17 protein-coding genes are annotated in these 22258 nt (G+C 68.5%); all 17 read right to left on the reverse strand.

What is annotated here, in order from left to right; all coding sequences use genetic code 11:
* Positions 1–140: 140 nt before the first annotated feature.
* Entirely contained in the window at positions 141–1526 is a 1386-nt protein-coding gene (locus tag HV798_RS25065) for an LLM class flavin-dependent oxidoreductase (protein WP_175195075.1), read from the reverse strand.
* Positions 1527–1653: 127 nt separating this feature from the next.
* Positions 1654–2520 carry an ABC transporter ATP-binding protein gene (locus HV798_RS25070; protein WP_175195073.1) on the reverse strand — a complete coding sequence of 289 codons (867 nt, stop codon included), beginning with the start codon at positions 2518–2520 and terminating at the stop codon, positions 1654–1656.
* An 18-nt stretch (positions 2521–2538) separates the two neighbouring features.
* A complete protein-coding gene (locus tag HV798_RS25075) occupies positions 2539–3369 on the reverse strand; it encodes an ABC transporter permease (protein ID WP_217481193.1) in 831 nt (276 codons plus the stop codon).
* Positions 3366–4211, reverse strand: coding sequence for an ABC transporter permease (locus HV798_RS25080; RefSeq protein ID WP_246289133.1), 846 nt, complete (start codon positions 4209–4211; stop codon positions 3366–3368). The genes HV798_RS25075 and HV798_RS25080 overlap by 4 nt, the downstream gene beginning before the upstream one ends.
* Before the next feature lie 14 nt (positions 4212–4225).
* Positions 4226–5374 (reverse strand): ABC transporter substrate-binding protein, encoded by a 1149-nt coding sequence (locus HV798_RS25085; protein ID WP_246289135.1) that lies wholly within the window; start codon positions 5372–5374, stop codon positions 4226–4228.
* A gap of 28 nt (positions 5375–5402) precedes the next feature.
* On the reverse strand, positions 5403–6923 hold the full coding sequence (locus tag HV798_RS25090; RefSeq protein WP_175195071.1) for an amidohydrolase family protein: 1521 nt from the start codon (positions 6921–6923) through the stop codon (positions 5403–5405).
* A gap of 202 nt (positions 6924–7125) precedes the next feature.
* Positions 7126–8112 carry an alpha/beta hydrolase gene (locus HV798_RS25095; RefSeq protein ID WP_175195069.1) on the reverse strand — a complete coding sequence of 329 codons (987 nt, stop codon included), beginning with the start codon at positions 8110–8112 and terminating at the stop codon, positions 7126–7128.
* Between the two features lie 8 nt (positions 8113–8120).
* Complete coding sequence (locus tag HV798_RS25100; RefSeq protein ID WP_175216584.1) at positions 8121–10571, reverse strand: TonB-dependent siderophore receptor; 2451 nt, start codon at positions 10569–10571, stop codon at positions 8121–8123.
* A gap of 100 nt (positions 10572–10671) precedes the next feature.
* Positions 10672–11757 (reverse strand): FecR domain-containing protein, encoded by a 1086-nt coding sequence (locus HV798_RS25105; protein WP_175195065.1) that lies wholly within the window; start codon positions 11755–11757, stop codon positions 10672–10674.
* On the reverse strand, positions 11757–12332 hold the full coding sequence (locus tag HV798_RS25110; RefSeq protein ID WP_175195063.1) for a sigma-70 family RNA polymerase sigma factor: 576 nt from the start codon (positions 12330–12332) through the stop codon (positions 11757–11759). Before HV798_RS25110 ends, HV798_RS25105 begins: the two co-directional genes overlap by 1 nt.
* A 91-nt stretch (positions 12333–12423) precedes the next feature.
* The gene (locus tag HV798_RS25115) at positions 12424–14589 is read right to left on the reverse strand and encodes a laminin G domain-containing metallophosphoesterase family protein (protein WP_175195061.1); all 2166 of its coding nucleotides are present in this window, start codon (positions 14587–14589) and stop codon (positions 12424–12426) included.
* A gap of 135 nt (positions 14590–14724) precedes the next feature.
* Positions 14725–16161, reverse strand: coding sequence for an amidase (locus HV798_RS25120; protein ID WP_175195060.1), 1437 nt, complete (start codon positions 16159–16161; stop codon positions 14725–14727).
* Positions 16162–16302: 141 nt separating this feature from the next.
* Positions 16303–17856: an ABC transporter substrate-binding protein gene (locus HV798_RS25125; RefSeq protein ID WP_175195057.1), complete on the reverse strand. Its 1554-nt coding sequence runs from the start codon at positions 17854–17856 to the stop codon at positions 16303–16305.
* A gap of 63 nt (positions 17857–17919) precedes the next feature.
* Positions 17920–18774, reverse strand: a complete 855-nt coding sequence (locus HV798_RS25130; protein ID WP_175195055.1) for an alpha/beta hydrolase family protein — start codon at positions 18772–18774, stop codon at positions 17920–17922.
* Positions 18771–20498: a dipeptide ABC transporter ATP-binding protein gene (locus HV798_RS25135; protein WP_175195053.1), complete on the reverse strand. Its 1728-nt coding sequence runs from the start codon at positions 20496–20498 to the stop codon at positions 18771–18773. Before HV798_RS25135 ends, HV798_RS25130 begins: the two co-directional genes overlap by 4 nt.
* Positions 20495–21313 carry an ABC transporter permease gene (locus HV798_RS25140; protein ID WP_175195051.1) on the reverse strand — a complete coding sequence of 273 codons (819 nt, stop codon included), beginning with the start codon at positions 21311–21313 and terminating at the stop codon, positions 20495–20497. Before HV798_RS25140 ends, HV798_RS25135 begins: the two co-directional genes overlap by 4 nt.
* Complete coding sequence (locus HV798_RS25145; protein WP_025138772.1) at positions 21310–22254, reverse strand: ABC transporter permease; 945 nt, start codon at positions 22252–22254, stop codon at positions 21310–21312. Before HV798_RS25145 ends, HV798_RS25140 begins: the two co-directional genes overlap by 4 nt.
* Positions 22255–22258 lie beyond the last annotated feature (4 nt).

A 22258-nucleotide genomic window follows, 5' to 3' on the forward strand; every position in this document is an offset into this window, starting at 1 on the left:
TATCGGGGAGAAGAGGGCAAGCAGGTGCAGATCCGCAAGCGTCTCGGCGGGGCTGTTACGTTGCGTTGACCTCCATGGTCGCCGTTGCCGACGCGCAGCAACATTGGAAGATTCTGAAAATTCTTGCCCATTGCAGACTGCTAGGCGTCCGCCTGGACGCGGGCGTCGGTGGGCGGGGCCACGCGAGGCGCGCGCTCGAGCCCGCGATGCGCCGGCCGCGCCAGCCCCAGGTGCTGGCGCAGCGTGTTGCCTTCGTATTCGGTGCGGAACAGCCCACGCCGCCGCAATTCGGGCAAGGCCAGCTCGATGAAATCGTCCAGCCCGCCCGGCAGCCAGGGCGACATGATGTTGAAGCCGTCGGCGCCTTCTTCTTCGAACCATTGCTGCAGCTGGTCCGCCACGCTTTCGGGCGTGCCGACGACCTGCTGGTGGCCGCGGGCCCCGGCGATGCGCAGGTACAGCTGGCGGATCGTCAGGCCGTCGCGCCGGGCCAGGTCGATCAGCAATTGCTGGCGGCTCTTGCCGCCGTTGGTTTCGGGGATGTCGGGCAGCGGTCCGTCCACCGGGTAGCGCGACAGATCGAAGCCGCCGATCATGTTGGACAGCAGCTGCACCCCCACCACCGGGTGGATCAGGTCTTGCAGGCGGGCGAATTTTTCCTCGGCCTCGGCCTGGGTGCGGCCGATGACCGGAAAGATGCCGGGCATGATCTTGATGTCGTCCGGGTCGCGGCCATAGGCGGCGGCGCGGCCCTTGATGTCGCGGTAGAAGGCCTGGGCCTCGTCGAAGGTCTGGTGGGCTACGAAGATGACTTCGGCGGTGCGGGCGGCCAGGTCGCGGCCGGCGGGCGACGCGCCGGCCTGCACCACCACCGGGCGGCCCTGCGGCGAGCGCGACACGTTCAGCGGACCGCGTACCGAGAAATGTTCGCCACGGTGGTTCAGCGGGTGCAGCTTGTCGGGGTCGAAATACTGGCCGCTGGCCTTGTCGCGCAGGAAAGCGTCGTCTTCCCAGCTGTCCCACAGGCCCAGCACCACGTCGTGGAACTCGGCGGCGCGGGCGTAGCGGCGGGCGTGTTCCACGTGTTCGTCCAGGTTGAAGTTCTGCGCCTCGCCCTGGCCGCTGGAGGTGACCAGGTTCCAGCCCGAGCGGCCGCCGCTGATGTGGTCCAGCGAGGCGAACTTGCGTGCCACGTGGTAGGGCTCGTTGTAGGTGGTGGACACGGTGGCGATCAGTCCGATTTTTTCGGTGACGGCCGCCAGCGCGGACAGCAGCGTCAGCGGTTCGAAATGGTCGCTGCGCGCAGTGCGCGACAGGGACGGCAGGTCGGTATTGCGCACGCCTACCGAGTCTGCCAGGAACACGGCGTCGAACCTGGCGGCCTCGGCGCGGCGGGCCAGGTCGGCGTAATGGCGGAAATTGATGGGCGCATCGGCCTGGGCATCGGGGTGGCGCCAGGCGGCGATGTGGTGGCCGGTCTGCATCAGGAAGGCGCCTAGCTTGATCTGGCGCGAAGGGCGGGACATGGGGCGGACTCCAGGCAAAGGGATAGGCGATCCGCGGGCGCGGCGGCCAGGGATCGCGGGGTCGATACGTTTGGGGGCAGGCTGCCCCGGCGGTGCGGCCCGCGCAGCCGGGACCGCCCGGGTGGCACTACCAGGCCATGCGCAGCGAGGCCAGGGACGGCAGCGCCGGCACGCCGGCATTGGCATCCACGCCCAGCGGCGGGCTGTCGTCGGCGGGAGCGCCGTCCGGTTCCAGGAAGTCGGACAGCACGTCGTCGCGCAGGCGGATGAAGCGCGGGTCGCTGCGGTTGCGGGCATGCGGCAGCGGCACATCCACAATGCGGCGGATGCGGCCCGGGCGCGGCTGCATGATCACCACCCGGTCGCCCAGGTAGACGGCTTCTTCCACGTCGTGGGTCACCAGGATCATGGTGATGCGTTCTTTTTGCCAGATGCGCTGCAGCTCGGTCTGCAGCCGGGCGCGGGTCAGGGCGTCCAGCGCGCCGAAGGGCTCGTCCAGCAGCAGCACGCGCGGCCGGTTGACCAAGCCGCGGGCAATCGCCACGCGCTGCGCCATGCCGCCCGAGATCTGGTGCGGATACGATTGTTCGAAGCCTTCCAGGCCCACCAGGGCGATGTGCTCGGCCACCCGGTCGCGCTTTTCCGAAGCCGGCAGGTTGGCGTTGCGCAGGCCCACGCCGATGTTCTGCGCCACGTTCAACCAGGGGAACAGGCGGTGGTCCTGGAACACGATGCCGCGTTCGGGGCTGGTGCCGTGTACCGGCCGGCCGCCCAGGGTGATGGCGCCTTCGTAGCTGTCGTCCAGCCCCAGGATCAGGCGCAGCAGGGTGGATTTGCCGCAGCCGCTGGCGCCGACGATGGATACGAATTGCCCGGCCGGGATGGCCAGGTCCACGCCTGTCAGCACTTGCAGCACGCCGCCTTCGGCCTGCGCGCTGGGGTAGCGCTTGCCGACGGATTGCAGTTCCAGGTCCAGCGAATTGTCTTGAGCCATGCTTGAGGTTTCCCGCGGTTATTGGTCCTGGCCGCGCAAGCGCGCAAGCCGGCGTTCGGCCAGGCGGGCCAGGGCGTTCATCAGCCAGCCCACCAGGCCGACGACGAACATGCCGAAGATCACCAGGTCCATCTGGAAGTGTTCGCTGCCTTCGATCAGCAGGTTGCCGATGCCCACGCCCGCCACCAGCAGGTATTCGGCGCCGATGGTGGCCAGCCAGGAATAGATCAGCGCCAGGTAGACGCCGGTGAAGATGGCGGGCGCGGCGGCCGGCAGCACGACCTGGGTAAAGGTCTGCCAGCGGGTGTACTGATAGACGCGTGCCACTTCCCGCAGCTTGGGCGGCGTGTTGCGCACGCCGTCGCAGGTGTTGACCACCACCGGCACCAGCGCGGCCAGCGACAGGAACACCACCTTGGCCGTGTCGCCCAGCCCGAACCACACCGAAATCAGCGGAATCCAGGCGAACAGGGAAATCTGCTTGAAGGTGTTGAAGCTGGGGCCGACCAGGCGGTTGAACGCGGGGGACAGCCCCAGCAACACGCCCAGGATCAGGCCGGACACGGTGCCGATGGCAAAGCCGGTGAGTTCGCGGCCCAGGCTGGCGCCCAGGGCGCGCCACAGCTTGCCGCCCAGGATCTGGTCGATGGCGGTGGCCAGCACTTTCTCGGGCGACACGAGCAGCGCGGAATTGACCAGGTCGGCGCGCGCCGCCAGCCACCACAGCACGATGGCGGCCACCGGCAACACCAGCCCGCGCCAGCGGCCGGCGCCGCGCACGGCCAGGGGTTGGGACGCGGCCAGTTCGGCGGCGTCGCGGGACGTTGCGGGAGACAGGGATGCACTCATGGACGGGCCTCGGAGGGGACAAGACGCGCCGCGCGGCGGCCGTGGATCAGGCGCGTTTCGGCCCAGTCCAGGAGGCGGTCGATGGCGTAGCCGATGGCGCCCACGACGATCACCGCGGCCATCACCAGGTCCAGCTGGAACAGCTGGCGGCCGTAGACGATCAGGTAGCCCAGGCCTTCGCTGGACGCCACCAGTTCCACCACCACCAGCGACAGCCAGGCCTTGGTGAAGCCCAGCCGCAGGCCGGTGAACAGGGTCGGCAGGGCCAGCGGCAGCACGATTTCCAGCACTTCCTGGCGGCGGCTGTAGCCGTAGACGCTGCCTACTTCGCGCAGCGCCGGGCTGGCCTGGCGAAAGCCTTGCAACGTGTTCAGCGTGACGGGCACCAGCGCGGCCTTGGCGATCAGGATGTATTTCAGGGGCTCGCCGATGCCCACGATCAGCAGCACGAAGGGCAGCCAGGCCAATACTGGAATCTGCACCAGCGCATTGAAGGTGGGCAGCACGTAGGCTTCCAGCCGGCGCGACAGGCCCATGGCGGTGCCCAGCAGCAGGCCCAGCACGCTGCCCAGGGCAAAGCCCACCAGCACGCGTTGCAGGCTGGCGCGGGTGTTCAGCCACAGGTCGTCGCTGATGGCCAGGTCGCGCAGGGTGTCCCAGACGTAGGCGGGCGGGGGCAGCACCTGCGGCGAGATCCAGCCCTGGCTGGCGCCAGTCTGCCACAACACGATCAGGGTCAGGGGCAGCAGCCAGGGCGCGGCGGTCCAGGCGGCCTGGCGAGCCCAGGCCGGCCAGGTGACGGCGCCCGGCGGCGTGGCGCCGGAGAGAGTGGTGGGGGACATGGCGGCGGCCCGGGTCAGCGCGCGGCGGCCTGGCCGGCGACTGCGGATGCCGCCGCGGCAACGGGCTTGGCGTCGCCGGGCGTTGCCGCGGCCGCATTGCCCGCCGCAGGCTTGCCGCTGGCATCGAACGCCGTCCAGTACTTCTCCAGCCCCTGGGCCTTCAGCGAATTCTGCAAATATCTCGGATCGAACCAGCCATCCAGCGAGACGTCACGGCGGATCAGTTTCAGCTTGACCGCATCGGCCACCACCGCCTTGTAGCGCGCAATGATGAAGTCGTCGATCAAGGGCGAGTTGCGGGACGCCAGGTCTTGCTTGTCGAACTCGGCCGCCCAGGACGCATAGGGCACGCCGCTCTTTTCCCAGATCTTGAAGAGCGCATCGCGGTTCTTTTCATCGGACGACCACTGCGCGGCGCGCACGAACACGTCGACCACCTTCTGCACCTGGGCCGGGTTGTCGCGTTCGAAATCCTCGCGTACCAGCAGCGACGCCTGGCGGGTGTAGGCCGGGTCCTGCCCCTGGGTGCTGTAGATGACCTTGGCCAGCCCCTGGTCGCGCACCTTGAACCATTCGTAGCCGCCAAAGGCCGCGTCCACGCCGTTGGACACCAGCGCGGCCTGGGCGCTGCCGGCATCCAGGTTCACGCCCTTGATGTCGCGTTCGGCCAGGCCGTGGGCGGCCAGCACGTTGATGGCCACCAGATGGCCATTGGTGCCGCGAAAGATCGAGACCTTGCGGTCCTTCAGGTCTTCGATGGATTTGAGCGGCGAATTGGGCGGCGCCACCAGGTACAGGTTGTTGCGCGCGCCGCTGACCAGCAGCAGCTTGGTCTTCAGCCCATTGGCGCGGCCTACGACCTGGGGCAGGTCGCCCTGGTAGGCAAAGTCGATCTGCTTGTTGGACAAGGCTTCGTTGACGGCGGGGCCGGCGCCCTTGAAGAACAGCCATTCGACCTTGACGCCGTCGGCGGCAAAGGCCTGTTCCAGCCATTGGTTCACGCGCACCACGCCGCCCGGCGAGCCGCCCCAGGTGATCGGATCGCCACCGCCCGCGGTGGCCACGCCCACGCGGATGACATCGGCGGCGTGCGCGGCGCCGCCAAACAAGGCGCTGGCGGCCAGCGCCAGGCGGAACAATTTCAAGCGAATCAATGACTTCATGGGTAGAGGCTCTAGGCTGGAAGGTGGATCAGGCGGCACGGGCAACGGGGCTGGCCAGCTTGCGTTCGATGGCGGTGCCGCGGAAGAAGTCCGGGTTGGCCTGGGTGTAGAAGCGGTAGGGGTTGCCGAACACCAGCGCCTTGAAGTCCTGCGCGCTGATGACGCCTTGCTCGACCAGGTCCCAGCTTTCGGCCAGGGGTTCGGTCAGGTCGGGCACGTCCCAGTGGCCGATGTCCGACGACCAGATGGCGTTGATCTTGGCGCCCAGCGGGTTGACCTTGTCGTTGAAGGCGGCGGCCACCGTGCGGTCATCGGCTTCCGAGCCGAAGTAGAAGCTGTCGACCCAGCGGGTGCGGAGGTCTTCGGCCGACTCGATGCCGGCGGCGGCAAAGTCGTCCAGTTCGTCGGGGTGCGGGTCGCGGCTGTGCGGCAGCGCCGAGATGCCCAGGCTGTCGCGCAGCAGTTGCTGCGGGTCGATGTCGCGGCCTTTGATGAAATCGGCGCCGTAGCGCTGGAACAGCTCGTGCAGCAGCGCCACGTCGGCGTTGGCGGGGTTGTAGTTCTGCACCGCGTGGCGGTTGCGCTTTTCCCAGCGGTCCACCAGGTGGGTGTAGACGTGCGAGCCCCAATCCGCGCCGCCTTCCAGCAGCGCCACCCGCAGGTTCGGAAAACGCCGCGTCACCCCGCCAAAGAACAGCGCCTTGGCAAAGGCCTGCGAGCCATCGGCAAAGTGGCCGATGTGGTTGAACATGTAATTGCTGATCGAATGGCGCCCGGTCCAGCCCTGGCTGCCGTAGTGCGTGGTGACGGGCACGCCCAGCTCGACCACCTTGGCCCAGAACGGGTCGTAGTCGTATTCGCTGTCGATGCCGTAGAAGTCGATGTAGCTGGCGTGTTTGGCGACTTCGGGGTGGTCGGCGGACGGATACTTGTCGGCCACTGCCTTGATCGGGCGCTTCACGCCGCCGGCGATGTTGATGACCTTCAGCCCCAGCGTCTTGACCGCGAATTCCAGTTCTTCGATGCCTTCCTGCGGGGTGTTCAGGGGAATGCCCGCTACCGGCGTCAGGCGGTCGCTGTACTTGCGGTACTGGTCGGCGTGGAAGTGGTTGATGGCGCGGTGCAGCGGCTGGCGGAACTCGTTGCCCGCGGCCAGGGGCGCCAGCACGTCATTGGGAAACAGCACGGAGTAGTCGGCGCCTTGCTCGGCCAGCCGTTCGTTCAGCAGCTCGGGCAGCGTGTAGGTAGCCAGGTCCAACGTGTTGCGCGTGACCCGCGCCCACCAGGGCGAACGCAGCGTGCGGTTGTGCTGGCGTTCCGCCGGGGTCTGCTGGTACCAGTCCTTGCCGCCGCTCCTGGTGGCGAAGCGCGAACCCAGCGCTTTGCGCAGCGCGTCGACCAGCTTGCCGCCGCCGTAGTGCTGCACATAGTCTTCCAGCACCGGCGCATAGTCGTTGACATGCACGTCGGTGTCGATCACCGGGTAATCGAGGGTCGCCTTGACGGCGGCGGACCGTGACGCTTGGCTGGGCTTCAAAGGCTGGTTCATGCTGGCGCGCTCCGTAGGGTGGGTGCAGGGCGCCAGAGGAAATCCCCTGGCTGTCGGCACACCTTACGGGAGGCGCGGGCAACGCCAAACGATGCTTTTGTTCTTTATTTGTGCGGCATTTTCAAATAACCGGCGGCCCCCTGGCCTGGCGTGAACGGCCGTGCCAGGGAGCCGCGAGCGGGGCTGTCTCCAGGGGTTGCCGCTACTGCTGGCGTGCGGTCAGCACGTGCCGCAGCACATGCGTGGCCGCCGCCACCGGCACCGACATATGCGTTTCATCGGGCAGTTCCACATAGACCGTGGCCAGCCCCTGCGGCGCCAGCGCCACGTCCAGCCGGCGGGCCAGGGAGCGGGCCTCGTGCACCGTCTGCGCGGTTTCCGCACCGCCCGCCATCAGCAGCAGGCGGCTGCGGCGCAGGTCTGCCTTGCCCGCCTGGGCCTGGCGCACGAAGGCGCTTTCGCGGTCCAGCAGGTAGTGGTCCTGCCACCACAGCGACGGGCTGATGGCCACGATCTGGTTGAACAGGTCCGGCCGGGTGTACAGCACGTTCAGCGCATACATGCCGCCAAAGGAATGGCCGGCCAGCGTCAGGCGCCGATCGTCCACCGGATAGCGGCGGGCGATCTCCGGTAGCAGCGTGCCTTCCAGGAATGCCAGCAGGGCCTGTTCGCCGCCCAGCGGCGGGGGATAGCCGTTGACGCGCGGCAGCGGCTTGCCGGCCGGTTCCGGCGGCGAAAAATCGTACGAGCGCCGCAGGAAATCAAAGGGCAGGTCGGTGGGGTAGCCCACCGCCACCACGATCGCGCTGCCGGCCAGGTCCTGCTGCAGCCGCACCGCGTCGTAATAGGCGCCGAACACGGCATTGCCGTCCAGCAGGTAGATGACCGGACGCTTGCCGCTTGCCGGCGGCTTGCCGCGGGGCTCGACCACCTGGATACGGTAGGCGCGGTCGGGCTGGCCGGGCGGATGCAGGTCGAACTGCACGGTGCCGGGCAGGGTGGCGCGGGTGTCGGGAGCGGACGGTGAGGGCTGAGCCGCAGGCGCCTTGGCCGCGGGCGTGGCCGTCAGGGGCTGCTGCCCGATAGCCAGCCCCGACGCGGACAGCGCCAGCACCGCCGACAGCGTGGCCAGGGCGACGCGCCGGGCAGCGCCTGGCGTCTGGCGCATCGCCGCGCGTGTCTGGGTCATGCGCGGCCTCACCATTTGTAGCGCACCTGTCCGACGATCTGGCGTCCCTGGCCCAGGTAGCAGTAGCCGTCGCTGCACGTCTGCACTTCCTTGTTGGCCAGGTTCTGCACGCTGATGCTGGCCTGCCAGCCCTTGAGCGCAGGGTGGGCATAGCCGGGTTCGTAGCTCAGGGACACGTCGAACAGCGTCGCGGCCGGGTTGCGCATGACGTTGAGCGAATCTCCATAGCTGGTGCCGATATAGCGCGCCCCGGCGCCCAGTCCCACGCCGGCCAGCGGCCCTTGCGGCAGGCGGTAGTCCAGCCACAGGCTGGCCATGTGGCGCGGCTGGTAGGACGGCACCTTGCCGACCTCGGCGGGGTTGTTGCTGCGGGTGACCTTGCCGACGTTGTAGCTGTAGCTGGCCACCAGTTGCAGGCCGCGGTCCAGTTCGGCCAGGCCTTCCAGTTCGATGCCGGTAGACCGCAGGTTGCCCGCCAGTTCGGAATAGGGCGTGGCGGGCACGACGCGGGCGGCGTCCTTTTCCTCGATACGGTAGGCCGCCAGGGTGATGTAGCTGTGCGAGCCATCGGGCTGGTACTTGATGCCGGCCTCGACTTGCGAGCCGCGGGTGGGGCCCAGCACGTTGCCGGTCTTGTCGATGGCGGTATTGGGGGTGAACGACGTGGAGTAGCTGGCATACGGCGCCAGGCCGTTGTCGGCCAGGTACAGGGCGCCTGCCTGCCAGGTGAAGGCCTTGTCGGTCTTGGCCTGGGCCGGCGCCTGGGTCAGCAGGTTGCGGTTGTCCTGTTTGGCGATGTCGTAGCGCCCGCCCAGCGACAGCCGCCAGTTGCCCAGCTTGACCTGGTCGGCCAGGTAGGTGCCGTACTGTGAATTGCGTTGCAGCACCGACACCATGTTCATGGGCGGCGTGGGGCCGGGCACGTAGCCGTATTGGGGGTTGTCCAGATTCAATGACGGGTAGCCGGACGCCAGGTAGCCCACGCCCTGGTCCCATTTCAGCCACTGGTAGTCGAAACCGGCCAGCAGGCTGTGCGCGGCCGCGCCGGTATTGAAGCGGAAGGTGGCGTTGTTATCCACGGAAAGGGTCTCGACCGTGCTTTCCACGCCCCAGGCGCTGCGGGTCAGCAGGCGTGTGCCGGGTTCCAGCGCGCCGCCGCTCAGGTAGCGGGCATCGAGCGAGATATGGCCGTAGCGCAGCTGCTGCTTCAGCGTCACGTCCTGGCCCAGGCGATGTTCCAGCTCGTAGCCGGCCTGGTATTGGGTCTGGCGCTGGTGGTCATAGCGCGGATCGCTGACGCGGATGTGGGTCACCTTGCCGTTTTCCACGTAGTTGCCGACGTTGGCGTCGGTCTCGTCCTTCATGTATTGGCCCAGCAGCGTCAGGGTGGTGTCTTCGCCCAGGCGGAATTCGAACGACGGCGCGAACAGGTCGCGATCGTCGGCGATCATGCGGTCGGTGTCGCCCCGGCGCAGCAGGCCGACCACGCGGAACTTCGCCGAGCCGGACTCGTTGATGCTGTCGCCGATGTCAAAGGCGGCCTGCTTGCGGTCGTGGGTGGCGCCCAGCAGCACGATTTCATGAATGGGGTCGGGGCCGGGCCGCTTCGAGATCCGGTTCACCACGCCGCCCGGCGTGCCCTGGCCATACAGCACCGACATGGGGCCCTTGACGATGTCGATGCGCTCCAGCGCATAGGGCTCGGTGCGGAAATAGGCGTAGGACCCCGGCGTCTGGCGCAGGCCGTCCAGGTAGTCGCCGGTGGTGTTGACCGGAAAGCCGCGGATCGTGATCTGGTCAAAGCGCGGGTCGAAGCCGGCGCTGCCCGTGCCCACGCCCGCGGCATAGCGCACCGCCTCGGGCATCGACGTCACGCCGCGCGCATCCATCTGTTCGCGCGTCACCACGCTCACCGAGCGGGCCGTTTCCATCAGCGAGGCGTCGGTCTTGGTGGCGCTGCTGCTGCTCTGCGCCACGAAACCGTCCACCCCGGCCGATGCGCCGACCACCGCGATCGGCGCCAGCGTGGCCGGGCCCGTGGCTTGGGGTTCCAGCACGTACTGGCCGTCGCCGGTGCGCGTGGCAGTCAGGCCGGTGCCGGCCAGCAGGGCGGCCAGCGCTTCGGGCACGGTGTAGCGGCCGGACAGGCCGGGGCTGGACTTGCCCTGGGTCAACGGCATGGCGCCGCTGAGAGGAACGCCCGCCATCTGGCCAAAGGTGTTCAAAGCCTGGGTCAGCGGACCGGCGGGAATCTGGTAGCTGCGGCGGCCTTCGGCGGGGGCCGTCTGGGCATGGGCAGGCATTGGCGCCGTGGGCATCAGCGCGGTCAGCGTCAGGCCGGCGGCCAAGAGCCAGGGGCGCATCGTCCGGGCGGTGGGCAGGGGCGCGACAGGGGCGGCAGGCAAAGCGTGGGGCAAATCGAAAGGCAAATCGACGGGCAGATCGTGCGGGCGTTTCATCGGGGTTCCGTAAGCGAGCGTCAGGCGGGCTGGGGCGCCATGCATGGCAGCCCCGCATCTACCTGATCGAACGAAACGGAAAAAGGGGAAGGCACGGCGCTCACGCCGGCGTCAGCGTGGTCCACCAGGGCAGCTTTTTCTCGACCCGCAACGACAGGGCGCGGGCCAGCAATTGCAGCGTGCGTTCGGGGTCGGCCAGCGGATAGGTGCCCATCACGCGCAAGCCGGCGGCCTCGGGCGCCACGCCCAGGTGGCCGCGTTGGTAACGGGCCAGTTCGGCCACCAGTTCGTCCAGCCGCATGTCGTTGGCCACGATCATGCCTTGGGTCCAGGCGGCGGCCCCGGCGTCGGCCGGACCCGGGCGGCCGATGTGGTCTGCCGTGTACACGACCTGGTTGCCGGCCGCGACGGTCAGCCGCTCGCCGCTGTCCGCCGTGCGGACCTGCACCGCACCGTCCAGCACCGCCAGCCGGGTCGCCTGCTCCAGCAGGCGGACGCTGAAGCGGGCGTCGGGGGCACCGGTTATTGCAGAAGATCCCGAGAGGATTCCGGCGCCCTGGCCCTGCGGCGTGGAGACTGGTTGGGACGCCCGGGGCGTGGCCGGCGTGGCCAGGCGGCCTTGCGGCGTGGCGACCACGAACGGGCGGGCGGCATCGGCTGCCGCCGCCACCAGCATTTCGCCGCGCAGCAGCGTCAGGCGCCGCTCGGCGGGCCCGATGGCAAAGTCCGCGGCGCTGGCCGTGTTCAGCCACAAGTGGCTGCCGTCGGCCAGGCGCCATTCGCGGACCTGGCCGGTGGCGCTGCGGTAATCAGCCGCCAGCGCCAGCAGTTCGACGCGCAGGGGCGTATGGCGCCACGCCAGCCAACTGCCCAGCACCCCGCCCGACAGCCAGGCCAGGGTGCGCAGGTGGCGCCGCCGCGCCGGCATCAGCGCGGCCTGCAAACCGGCGGACGCGGCCCGCGGTTCGCCGTCCGTGCGCAGCGGCGCAAAGCGCTGGCTCACGGCCTCGATATAGCGCCAGGCGGCCTGATGGCCCGGACTGCGGTCCAGCCAGGCGCGCCATTGCGTCCAGTCGGCCGCGCTGGCGGCCTCGTCATGCAGCCGCACATACCAGTCGGCCGCCTGTTCCAGGCTGCGATGATCGGCGGCGCCTGCGGGCGCGGCGGGGAAAGCGTGGCGGCCCATCAGCTTGCCGAGGGGGCGGGGGCGCCCAGTGCGGCCGGCGGCACATGCACGGGCTGCGTGGCGGCATGGTGCGCCGCTTCCAGCAGCGCGCAATGCAGCATCGCCTGCGCCAGGTATTTCTTGATGGTGCGCTCGGACACGTCCAGCTCGATGGCGATTTCCCGGTACTTCAGGCCATCCACATGCGACAGGATGAATGCCCGCGCCACCTTGGGCGGCAGTTGACGCAGCATCTCGGCCGCCTGCATCAGCGTTTCGATGATGATCGCCTGCTGCTCGGCCGAGGGTGCCGCCGCGCCTGCGCAGGTGTTCAAGGTGTCCAGCCAGGCGCGTTCGACTTCCTGGCGCCGCCACAGGTCGATGCACAGCCCGTTGCCCATGCTGCGCAGGTAGGCGCGCGCGCCTTGCGGCGTATCAAAGGCGCGGGGGGCGGCCAGCAGGCGCACAAACGCGTCATGCGCCAGATCGGCTGCATCGAACGCATTGCCCAGCCGGCGCAACAGCCAGGTGCGCAGCCAGCCGTGGTGCGCCTGGTACAGGTGATGGATGTCCGAAGGGGAAGAGTCGGGGCGCATGGCGGGGCAACGTGACGAAATACCCCGGGAGTTTAACAGGAACGATTATCAATTACGTGAGCGGCGGCCGGAGCCGGCCGCCGCTCACCGGTCAGCTGCGCCGCGCGGTCAGCCACTGCGCCGGCAGCAGCGCCTTGTTCACGATCCGCACTTCGCCAATGCTGCCAAAGAAGCCGTCGGCCCGGTTGCCGTCCCACGACCCGGCACCGACGACCCACGGCATGTTGGCGGCCAAGGTCGCCAGGCCCGGCGCGTCGGACGCGTTGCGCAGGACCGGCGCGCCTTCGACGTACAGGATGGTTTCGTGGGTGGTGTTGTCGTTGACCACGGCGATATGCAGCCACTTGTCGGCGATGATTTCGCCGGACCAGTTGGTCTTGGCGTCGCGCGTGCCGGTCACGTCGGGCACGACTTCCCACTGGATTTCACGCAGGCTGGACACGGCGAACAGCAGCGGCGGGGATTCGCCGTCGCCGCCATTGAAGCCGGGCAGGTCGCCGCGCTTGCCGTCGCGGGTCATGATGTTCATCCACGCGTTCTTGCCCGAGGTCCAGTCGCGGTCGATCTTGATGAAGGCTTCGACCGTGTAGCCGTTGGGCACGGTTTCGGCATTGATCGCGGCGGCCGTGTCGGTGGTGAAGTAGCTCATGCGGGCGGTGTTCTTGTCGGTGTTCAAGAAGCGCACCGAGCCCGGGGCGGCGGACAGGTAGTGGTGGTCGTTGGACCAGACCAGGTCGCCCAGCTGGGCGCCGGCCACGCCGTCGATGTTCAGGGCGGCGCGGCGCACGGGGTTCAGGCCGGTGCGGTCGGCGACGACGGTGCCCACCGGCACGGGCTGGCCGTCGGTGCCGCCGAAGAAGCGCCAGTGGGCCAGCGTGCCGGACACCTGCGGGTAGTCTTCGCTGTCGGCGGCGGGCTTTTGCGTCGTTGCGGGCGGTTCGGTGTAGTTGGCCAGGATCAGCGCGCGGGCCTGGTCGATCAGCGCGGTGTGGCTGGGCGTGCCGGCCTTGAAGTCCTTGTTGAAGCCGGCAAAGCGCTTGGCGAAATCCATCTTGATGGTGAATTCCTCGTTGGCGCCGGTCAGCACCGCCTGGTCGAAGGCGTTGAGCGTGTTCTTGGGCTTTTGCGGCACCCAGGGCGAGAACGACAGCACGCGGATTTCGTTGTTGGTGAGGTCGAATTCGTACAGGCGCATCAGGCCGTTGCCGCCCTGGTAGGCCATCTGGTAGTCGACGACCATTTCATGGACGGGATTGCCGAAGTCGTTGGTCTTGGTCAGCAGCGCCGCGCCATGGTAGTGGCCGTTGAGCGTCATGAAGATCTGGTCGTTGCTGTGGATCAGTTCGCGCCACAGCATCAGGCCGTACGGCACCTCCAGCGGGCTGATGCCGTCTTTGTCGATGTTCAGCAGCTGGTGGTTGACCAGGATGACGGGCAGCGTCGGGTTGGCGCGGATGACCTGGTTGGCCCAGGCCAGCGCCGCGTCGGAAATGCGCCACGACAGCGACAGCACCATGAACTTCTGGCCCTCGGCTTCGAACACGTGCCATTCGTGAAAACCGCTGGGGTCGCGGCCGCCGAAAGTGGCTTGCTTCTTGGCGCGGTCGGTGCCGAAGGTCTGCAGGTAGGGTTCGTTGGCCAGGGTGCGCTGGGCGTCGGTGGCGCTGGTCTGGCTGCTTTGATCGACGTAGTCGCGGTCCAGGATCACGTCGTGGTTGCCGGCCAGGATGGAATACGGCACCTTGGCGTCTTCCAGGATCTTCATGGCCGCGTCGGCCACCTTCCACTGGTCGGGCTTGTTCTGCTGGTCGACCACGTCGCCCAGGTGGATCAGGAAGGGAATGCTGAGCGCCTTGGCGTTGTTGGCCACCCATTGCGTCTGCGCCTTGTAGGGCTCGCTGCCGTACTTGCGCATGAACTGCTGGTTTTCGGCATCGGTGGCGTAGCGCGAATAGAACTGCGTGTCGGGCAGCACGGCAACGGCGAAGCTGGAGATGTTCTTGGGCTGCGGTTGCGGTTGGGGCGCCGGTGCGGGGGCATCGGGCGCGGCGGGGTCTTCGTCGTCGTTGTCGCTGGCGCAGGCCGACAGCAGCAGCGAGCCGCCGACCGGCATGAGCGTGGCGCCCAGGCCGGCTTTGAGCAGGCTGCGGCGGCGCGGGTCCGTCGCGGCCGGCAGCGTGCGGCTTGTCTCGGCAATGTCATGATCACCGTGTTGCGGGGTTACGGGATACTGCGAGTCTTGCTTGTCGTGCGCCATCTGTGCCGCCCAAGTGAAAAAGTGGGAAGCTTAGAAACGCGCAATGACGGAAATGTTAAGCGTGCGTGAACATTGTGTGCGGCATGGGGATCGCGGTTGCGAACTCGTCCATGCCGTGACCCAAGAGAAACGTTGTCACGCGTGTACCGGCGGCAAGCGGTCGGCCCACGGCCGGGCGCGTTCCAGTTGCCCGGCCAGTTCGATCAGCGTGGTGTCGTCACCATACGGCGCCATGAACTGGATGCCGATCGGCAGGCCGCTCGCGTCGCGGCACAGGGGCACGCTCATGGCGGGTACGCCGGCCGCGTTGGCGGGGCGGGTGAAGACGGTGCCGCGCATGAATTCGTCGGCGAAGGCGCGCCAGTCACTGCTGCGTACGTCCAGCGCGGTCACGGGCGGCGGCAAGGTGGGCAGCACGGGCGTCAGCAGCACGTCGTAGTCGGCCATCAGGCGCCCCAGGCTGCGGGCGATGGCGTTGGCGGTGTTGCGGGCGGCCAGCAGGGCGGGTGCGGACAGGCTGCGGCCATATTCGGCCAGGCCCAGGTTGGCGGGTTCGAAGCCGCTGGCGTCGGCGGGGCGGCCGGTGTCGGCGGCGATGGCGTCGACCTCCAGCGCGGTGTAGGCGGCCACGATGCGCAGGTACGCGTCGGCCAGCGCGGCCTGGTCGAAGTTGAAGGCCGCGGGTTCGACGCGGTGGCCCAATTGACGGCATAGCGTGGCGGCGTCGTCCAGTGCGGCGGCGACGGCGGGGTCCAGCGTTATGTCCAGGCCTGGCTGCGTGATGAGGCCAATGCGCAGCGCGCGCGGGTCGCGGCCGGCGGCCTCGGCGTACGCGCCGGATTTGGCCGGGGCGGCATATAGCGCGCCGGGTTCGGGTGCATCGGTCAGGTCGAGCAGCAGGGCGGAATCGCGCACGGACCGGGTCAGGACGTGGTGGCTGACCAGTCCGCCCCAGTTTTCGCTGGACACGGGGCCGCAAGGCACGCGCCCGCGCGACGGGCGCAGGCCGAACAGGCCGGTGCAGGCGGCCGGGATGCGGATGGACCCGGCGCCATCGTTGCCATAGGCCAGCGGCACCATGCGCGCGGCAACGGCAGCGGCGGCGCCGCCGGACGAGCCGCCGGGGCTGCGGCGGGCGTCCCAGGGGTTGAGCGTCGCGCCGTGCAGGGTGGGCGCGGTGTGGATGTTGGCCGAGAATTCCGGCAGGTTGGTCTTGCCGACGATGACCAGGCCGGCGGCCTTGTAGCGCCGCACCAGTTCGTGGTCGTGCGCGGGGGTGTAGCCCACGGCGGCGCGGCAGCCGAACGACATGGGCGTGCCGGCGTAGGTGGGGCAGTCGTCCTTGAGCAGCATGGGCACGCCGCGCAGCGGGGCGTCGGCGGGCAGCTCGCGCAATTGCGCCTCGGCCTCGTCGCGCATGGTGAGGATGACGGCGTTCAGTTGCGGGTTGACGCGGTCGATGGCGGCAAAGGCCTGCGCCACGGCCTCGGCCGGGGTCAGGCGGCCGGCGCGGATGGCGGCGGCCAACGCGGTGGCGTCGGCCTGGAGGTAGTCGGAATCAGGGATGGGCATGGCTGCGGGAATGCGGGTCAGTATGAATGGAAACAGGTCAATGGCGGGGCGGCGGCGCGAGCGCGGCGGCCAAACTCAAGGCCAAATTGAAGGCCAGAATCCAGGCGAAATCCAAGCCCATGGCCGCGGCGCGAGCTGGCATCACGGCTGCGTCTTGGTCACGCCCCAGAACCGGTGCGTGCCGCCCGGCCAGCCCTGGTAGCCCTGCACCGACGGCCGCAGTGCGGTGACGACGGGCAGGTTGAACAGGCCGATGATGGGGATGTCTTGCGCCATCAGTTCGTGCAGCTGGTTGAAGAGGTCGCGGCGTTTGTTCGGGTCGGGCTCCATCGCCACCTGCTTGAGCAGGGCCGAGGCCTTGGGGTCGTCCCATTGGCGGGTGGGTTCGACCTTTTTGTCGCCGATCAGCGATTCGTACATCAGCAGCGGGTCCAGCCGGGCGGAATAGCCGAAGATGGCCAGCTCGTACTGGCCACGGCCGTACAGGTCCAGCTGCGAGGCCCAGTCGCGCACTTTCAGTTCGACGTTGATGCCGGAGGCGGCCAGCATGGCCTGCACGATGGTGGCGGCCTGAATGCGTTCCTGGCGGTTGGCGACCAGCAAGGTGATGGGTTTGCCCTTGTAGCCGGCCTGCGCCATCAGGGTGCGGGCGGCGGCCGGGTCGTAGGCCGGCCAGGTCTTGCTGCGGGCATCGTAGTACGGGCTTTGCGGCACCAGCACCGACGGGTTGGCGCTGTACAGGCCTTCGCCCGAGGCCTCGGCCAGGTCGGGAAGGCTGAGCGCGTGGGCAATCGCCTGGCGCATGCGCACGTCTTGCAGCGCGGGCGCATTGCTTTGCACCTGCATGACCAGCCAGCTGGGGGTCTGCTGCACCTGTACCGTCAGGCCCTGGCCGCGCAGCGTCTGCATGGTGGCGGGCTCGATGCCGTCCACGACGTCCAGGTCGCCGGACAACAGGCCGTTGCTGCGGGTGCTGGCGTCGGGCACCGTCATGAAACGCAGCAGGGGAATGGTGGCGGTCTTGTTGCCGGCGTAGCCGTCGCGTGCGCCGGGCAGGGCGTCGTAGGCCTCAAAGCGTTTCAAGTCCAGCTGGCGGCCGGTCATCATGCCGGCGAAGGCATAGGGGCCGGTGCCGATGGGGGCCTTGAAGCTGCCGTCGGCGTTGACCGAATCCGGGTGCAGGATCCACGGCGTGCACTGGATCGTGGCCAGCGTCATCAGGAAGTTGGGCGCGGGCGAGGCGAAGGTGAACCGCACGGTCTGCGCATCGACGGCGTCGACCTGCTGCAAGGCGGGACCGATCTTGCCGTTGTAGCGGTTGACGCACTGGAAGTTGGTCTTCGGATCCAGATAGCGCTTGAAGTTCCAGGCCACGTCGGCGGCCGTCAGCACCGCGCCGTTGTGGAAATGCACCTTGGGCCGCAGGGTGAACTCGTAGACCTTGCCGTCGTCCTTGACCTGCCAGCTTTCGGCCAGCACGGGTTTGATCTTCAGGTCTTCGCCATAGGCCACCAGGCCTTCGACCACGTGGGCCAGCACCATGTCGGCGTTGGCGTCGCGGTTCACGCCGGGGTTGATGCTGGCGATATCGGCGTGCAGCGCCACGCGCAGCGTGCCGATGTCGCCGACGGCGTGGGCGGCGGGGCCGGCCAGCAGGCCGCACAGCAGCAGGGCCAGGGCGGGTTTGCGTGTCATGGGGTTCCCCTTGTGTTTTTTGTCTGGGTGGCGGGTCTGGGTGGTGAGCCTTTATGGCAGGCTTTAGCGGCGGGCCTTCAGAAAGTCTTCGAAGAACACCTGGACCGGGTCGATGACCTTGAACGGCTCGTGTGCCACGCCCGGCACGGTGTCGCGCCGGACCTTGATGCCGTGGCGTTCGAAGCTTTGCGCCAGCGCCTCGATCCGCTCGATGCGGTTGTCGCCTTGCAGGTCGGCGCCGGGCATCCACAGCTTGCTGTCGCGCGGGATGGTGATTTCCCAGGTCTGGGTGTCGTCGGTGCCGACCACGGTCTGCACGGCCACCTGGCGCATGGCCTCGATGTCGATGGCTTTGCCAAAGCGCGCGGGCACGTCGCGCACGCCCACCCACCAGTCGTAGTCGGGATGCAGCAGCGTCACCACACCGGGCGCGCCGATGGAGACGGCTTGCAGGCGTTCGGGGTGCAGCATGAAAAAGCGCTGGCAGAACTGGCCGCCGCCCGAATAGCCGTACAGCAGGAAGCGGCTGCCGTTCACGCGGTACTTGGCGATGACTTCGTCCACCATGGCCAGCAGCACGTGGTCGTAGCGGATGTCGTGGAACTGGATGCGCTTGTAGTTGGCCAGGTCGCCGGGTTCGATGATGCCTACCGGGAACAGCGGCGCCAGCACGATGCAGTCGTGGCGCTGGGCGAAATCGGCGAACAGGTCGCGGTATTGCGTGGCGGTGCGGCCGGTGCCGTGCACGATGACGGCCAGGTCGTAGGCCTTGGCGGCGGTTTCGTCGTAGTCGGCCGGCACGTACAGGCAGTAGCTGAAGCGCTGGTCGTATTGGCAGGCAAAGAACGGCGTGGCGCCGAAGTCGTAGAAGCTGAGCTTGATGCCGTGGCCCTGTCGGCGGGCAGGTAGCGTGGTCATGGATGGGCCTCCTGGGGCCGGTCGGTGCTGAAAGCGGGGGCCGCGGGCGATTGCCCGGCGGGCGGGCTTTGGCGGTCATCGAAAGGCTGCCCGCCGGTGTCGCTGCGCCATTTCAGGCGCACGCCGCCCGAGGGCGTGGGCTCGAGCAGCGGAATGGCGCCGAGCAGTTGGCGGGTGTAGGGTTCGCGCGGGGTGTCGAAGATGGCGTCGCGGGTGCCTTGTTCGACGATGCGGCCGGTCTGCATCACGATGACGCGGTCGGCAATCTGTTCCACCACGCCCAGGTCGTGGCTGATGAACAGGCACGAAAAGCCATAGCGCTGCTGCAGGTCGGCCAGCAGATCCAGCACCTGGGCGCGTACCGTGACGTCCAGCGCGGACACGGCCTCGTCGGCAATCAGCAGCGCCGGGCGGCGCACCAGGGCGCGCGCAATCGCCACGCGCTGGCGCTGGCCGCCGGACAGTTCGTGCGGATAGCGCTGGCCGAAGTCGCCGCCCAGCCCCACGTCTTGCAGCGTTTCGGCCACGCGCCGGGCCTTGTCGGACGCGCTCAAGCCGGGCGCCAGCCGCAGCGCCTCGGCCACCAGGGCCGAGACCGTCATGCGCGGGTCCAGCGACGAATACGGGTCCTGGAACACCATCTGGCAGTGGTAGCGGTAGTCGTCAAAGCCCGCGCCGCGCGCAGCCAGCGGCTGGCCCTTGTAGCGCAGCGTGCCGCCGGTGGGCGCCACCAGGCCGGTCAGCACAGAGCCCAGCGTGGTCTTGCCCGAACCCGATTCGCCCACCACGGCCACCACTTCGCCCGGATGGATGTCCAGGCTGATGCCGTGCAGCACGCGCACGCCGGCCTGGCGGCCGAACCAGGTGCGGCGGGCGCCGTATTCCACGGTCAGGTCGCGTGCGGACAGCAGCGGCGCGGCGGTGGCCAGCGGGCGCGGGGCGCGGCGCTGCGGCAGGGTGGCCAGCAGTTGGCGGGTGTAGTCGTGGGCGGGCGCGGCCAGCAGTTGGGCGGTGGCGCCGGTTTCGACGATGTCGCCGCGGCGCATCACCACCATGCGGCTGGCGTAGCGCGCCACCATCGGCAGGTCATGGCTGATCAGCAGCACGGCGGTGCCGTTTTCCTGGGTCAGCTCGACCAGCATTGCCATTACTTCGCGCTGGATCACGGCGTCCAGCGCGGTGGTGGGTTCGTCGGCGATGAGCAGCGCGGGGCGCAGCAGCATGGCCGAGGCGATCATGATGCGTTGGCGCATGCCGCCCGAGAACTCATGCGGATAGGCCCGCAGCACGCGGTCGATGTCGCGCAGGCCGACGCGGCGCAGCATGGCTTCGATGCGCCCGCGGTGGCTGGCGCGTTCGCGCGGGGCGTGCTGCAGCAGGCCTTCTACCAGTTGTTCGCCTACGGTCAGCGATGGCGTGAGCGAGGTCATGGGTTCCTGGAACACCATCGCCACCTTGGGGCCGCGCAGGGCGCGCAACTGCGCCGGACGCAGGCCGTAGACAGACGTGCCGTCCAGCTTGATGTCGCCGCCGGTACGCACGATGGCGTCGGGCGTCAGGCGCATGATGGCGCGGCCCAGCAAGGTCTTGCCCGAGCCGGATTCGCCCACCACGCCGACGATCTCGCCGCGCGCCACTTGCAGGCTGGCGTCGGCCACCACGTTGTGATGGGGGCCGGCGGCCAGCGTCAGGCGATCGATGTCGAGCAACACGGGGGATGTCATGCGCGCCTCCGCATGCGGGGATCGAGCCGGTCGCGCAGCGCGTCGCCCAAGAGATTGATGCCCAGCAGGGACAGCGAGATCGCCAGGCCGGGAAAGACCGCCAGCCAAGCAGCCTGGCCGATATAGCTGCGGCTGCCGGCCAGCATGTTGCCCCAGGTGGGCGCGGGCGGCGCCACGCCCAGGCCCAGGAAGCTGAGCGAGCTTTCGGCCAGGATGATCCAGCCGCACATGGACGTGGCCATGACGATGACCGGCGCCAGGCAGTTGGGCAGCAGGTGCCGCATCAGGGTGTAGAACTCGGAATTGCCCATGATGCGCGACGCCCGCACGAATTCGCGTTCGCGCAGGCTGAGCACGGTGCCGCGCACCACCCGCACCACGGACGACATATAGGCCAGGGCCAGCGCCAGGATGATGCCGGTTTCGCTGGCGCCGAACACGGCCAGCAGGCCCAGCGCCAGCAGCAGGCCGGGAAAGGCCAGCAGGGTGTCGTTGATGGCCATCAGCACGCGGTCGGTCCAGCCGCGCAGAAAGCCGCTGGTGGCGCCGATGAGTACGCCCGCCCCGGTGGCCAGCAGCACCGTCATCACGCTGACGCGCAGGCTGGCGGTGGCGCCCTGCATCAGGCGGCTGAAGACATCGCGGCCCAGCTCGTCGGTGCCCATCAGGTGCGTCAGGCTGGGTGCGGCCAGGCGGGCCTTGAAGTTGAGCTTGAGCGGATCGTAGGGCGTCCAGAACAGCGCCACCAGGGCGGTGACGACCACCACCGCCACCAGGGTGCCGCCCACCACGGCGGTCAGGGAACGACGTTTCATTGCGCGGCCACCCTCGGGTCGAACAGCGGGTAGAGCAGGTCCACCGCCAGATTGACCAGCACGTACACGCTGGCGATGAACAGCAGACAGCCCTGGATCACCGGGTAGTCGCGGGCGAAGATGGCGTCGACCAGCAGGCGGCCCAGGCCGGGAATGGTGAACACCGTTTCGATCACGGCCACGCCGGCCAGCAGATTGCCCAGGATCAGGCCCAGCAGCGTCCAGGTGGGGCCGAACGAACTCTTGAAGGCGTGGCGGCGCAGCACCTTGAATTCGGACAGGCCCTTGGCGCGGGCGTGGGTGATGTAGTCCAGGTTCAGCACTTCCAGCGTGGACGCGCGGGTCATGCGCAAGATGACGCCGATCTCGTGCAGCAGCAGCGTGGCCACCGGCAGCACCAGGTACATCAAGGCGCGGCCCGGGTTCTCGGCGAAGGTGACGAAGCCCACCATCGGAAACCAGCCCAGCTTGAGCGAGAACAGCAGCAAGAGCAGCAGGCCCATCCAGAAGGCGGGTAGCGACAGCAGCAGGGTGGCGCCGCCCACCAGCGCCAGGTCGGCCAGGCGGCCCTGGCGCCACGCCGCCAGCATGCCGGCCGGCACCGCCAGCAGCGTGGCCAGCAGCACGGCGGGCAGCACCACCTGCGCGCTGACGACGAAGCGTTCCAGGATCAGCGACAGCACCGGTTCGCGGTTGGCGATGGATAGTCCCAGGTCGCCTTGCAGCACGTGGCCGCCCCACAGCACGAACTGGGTCGGCCAGCTGGCGTTCAGCCCCAACTGTTCGCGCAGCGCGGCCAGGCTGGCGGCATCGGCCGAATCGCCCAGCATCAAGGCGGCCGGATCGCCCGGAATCAGCCGCACCAGGATGAACACCGCCAGCGCAACCATCAGCAGCGTGGGCAGCGCCATGCCGATGCGCGACACGATGAAGCGCAGCATGGCG

The sequence above is a fragment of the Achromobacter deleyi genome, from assembly GCF_902859705.1.
GTDB classification, from domain to species: domain Bacteria; phylum Pseudomonadota; class Gammaproteobacteria; order Burkholderiales; family Burkholderiaceae_B; genus Achromobacter; species Achromobacter deleyi.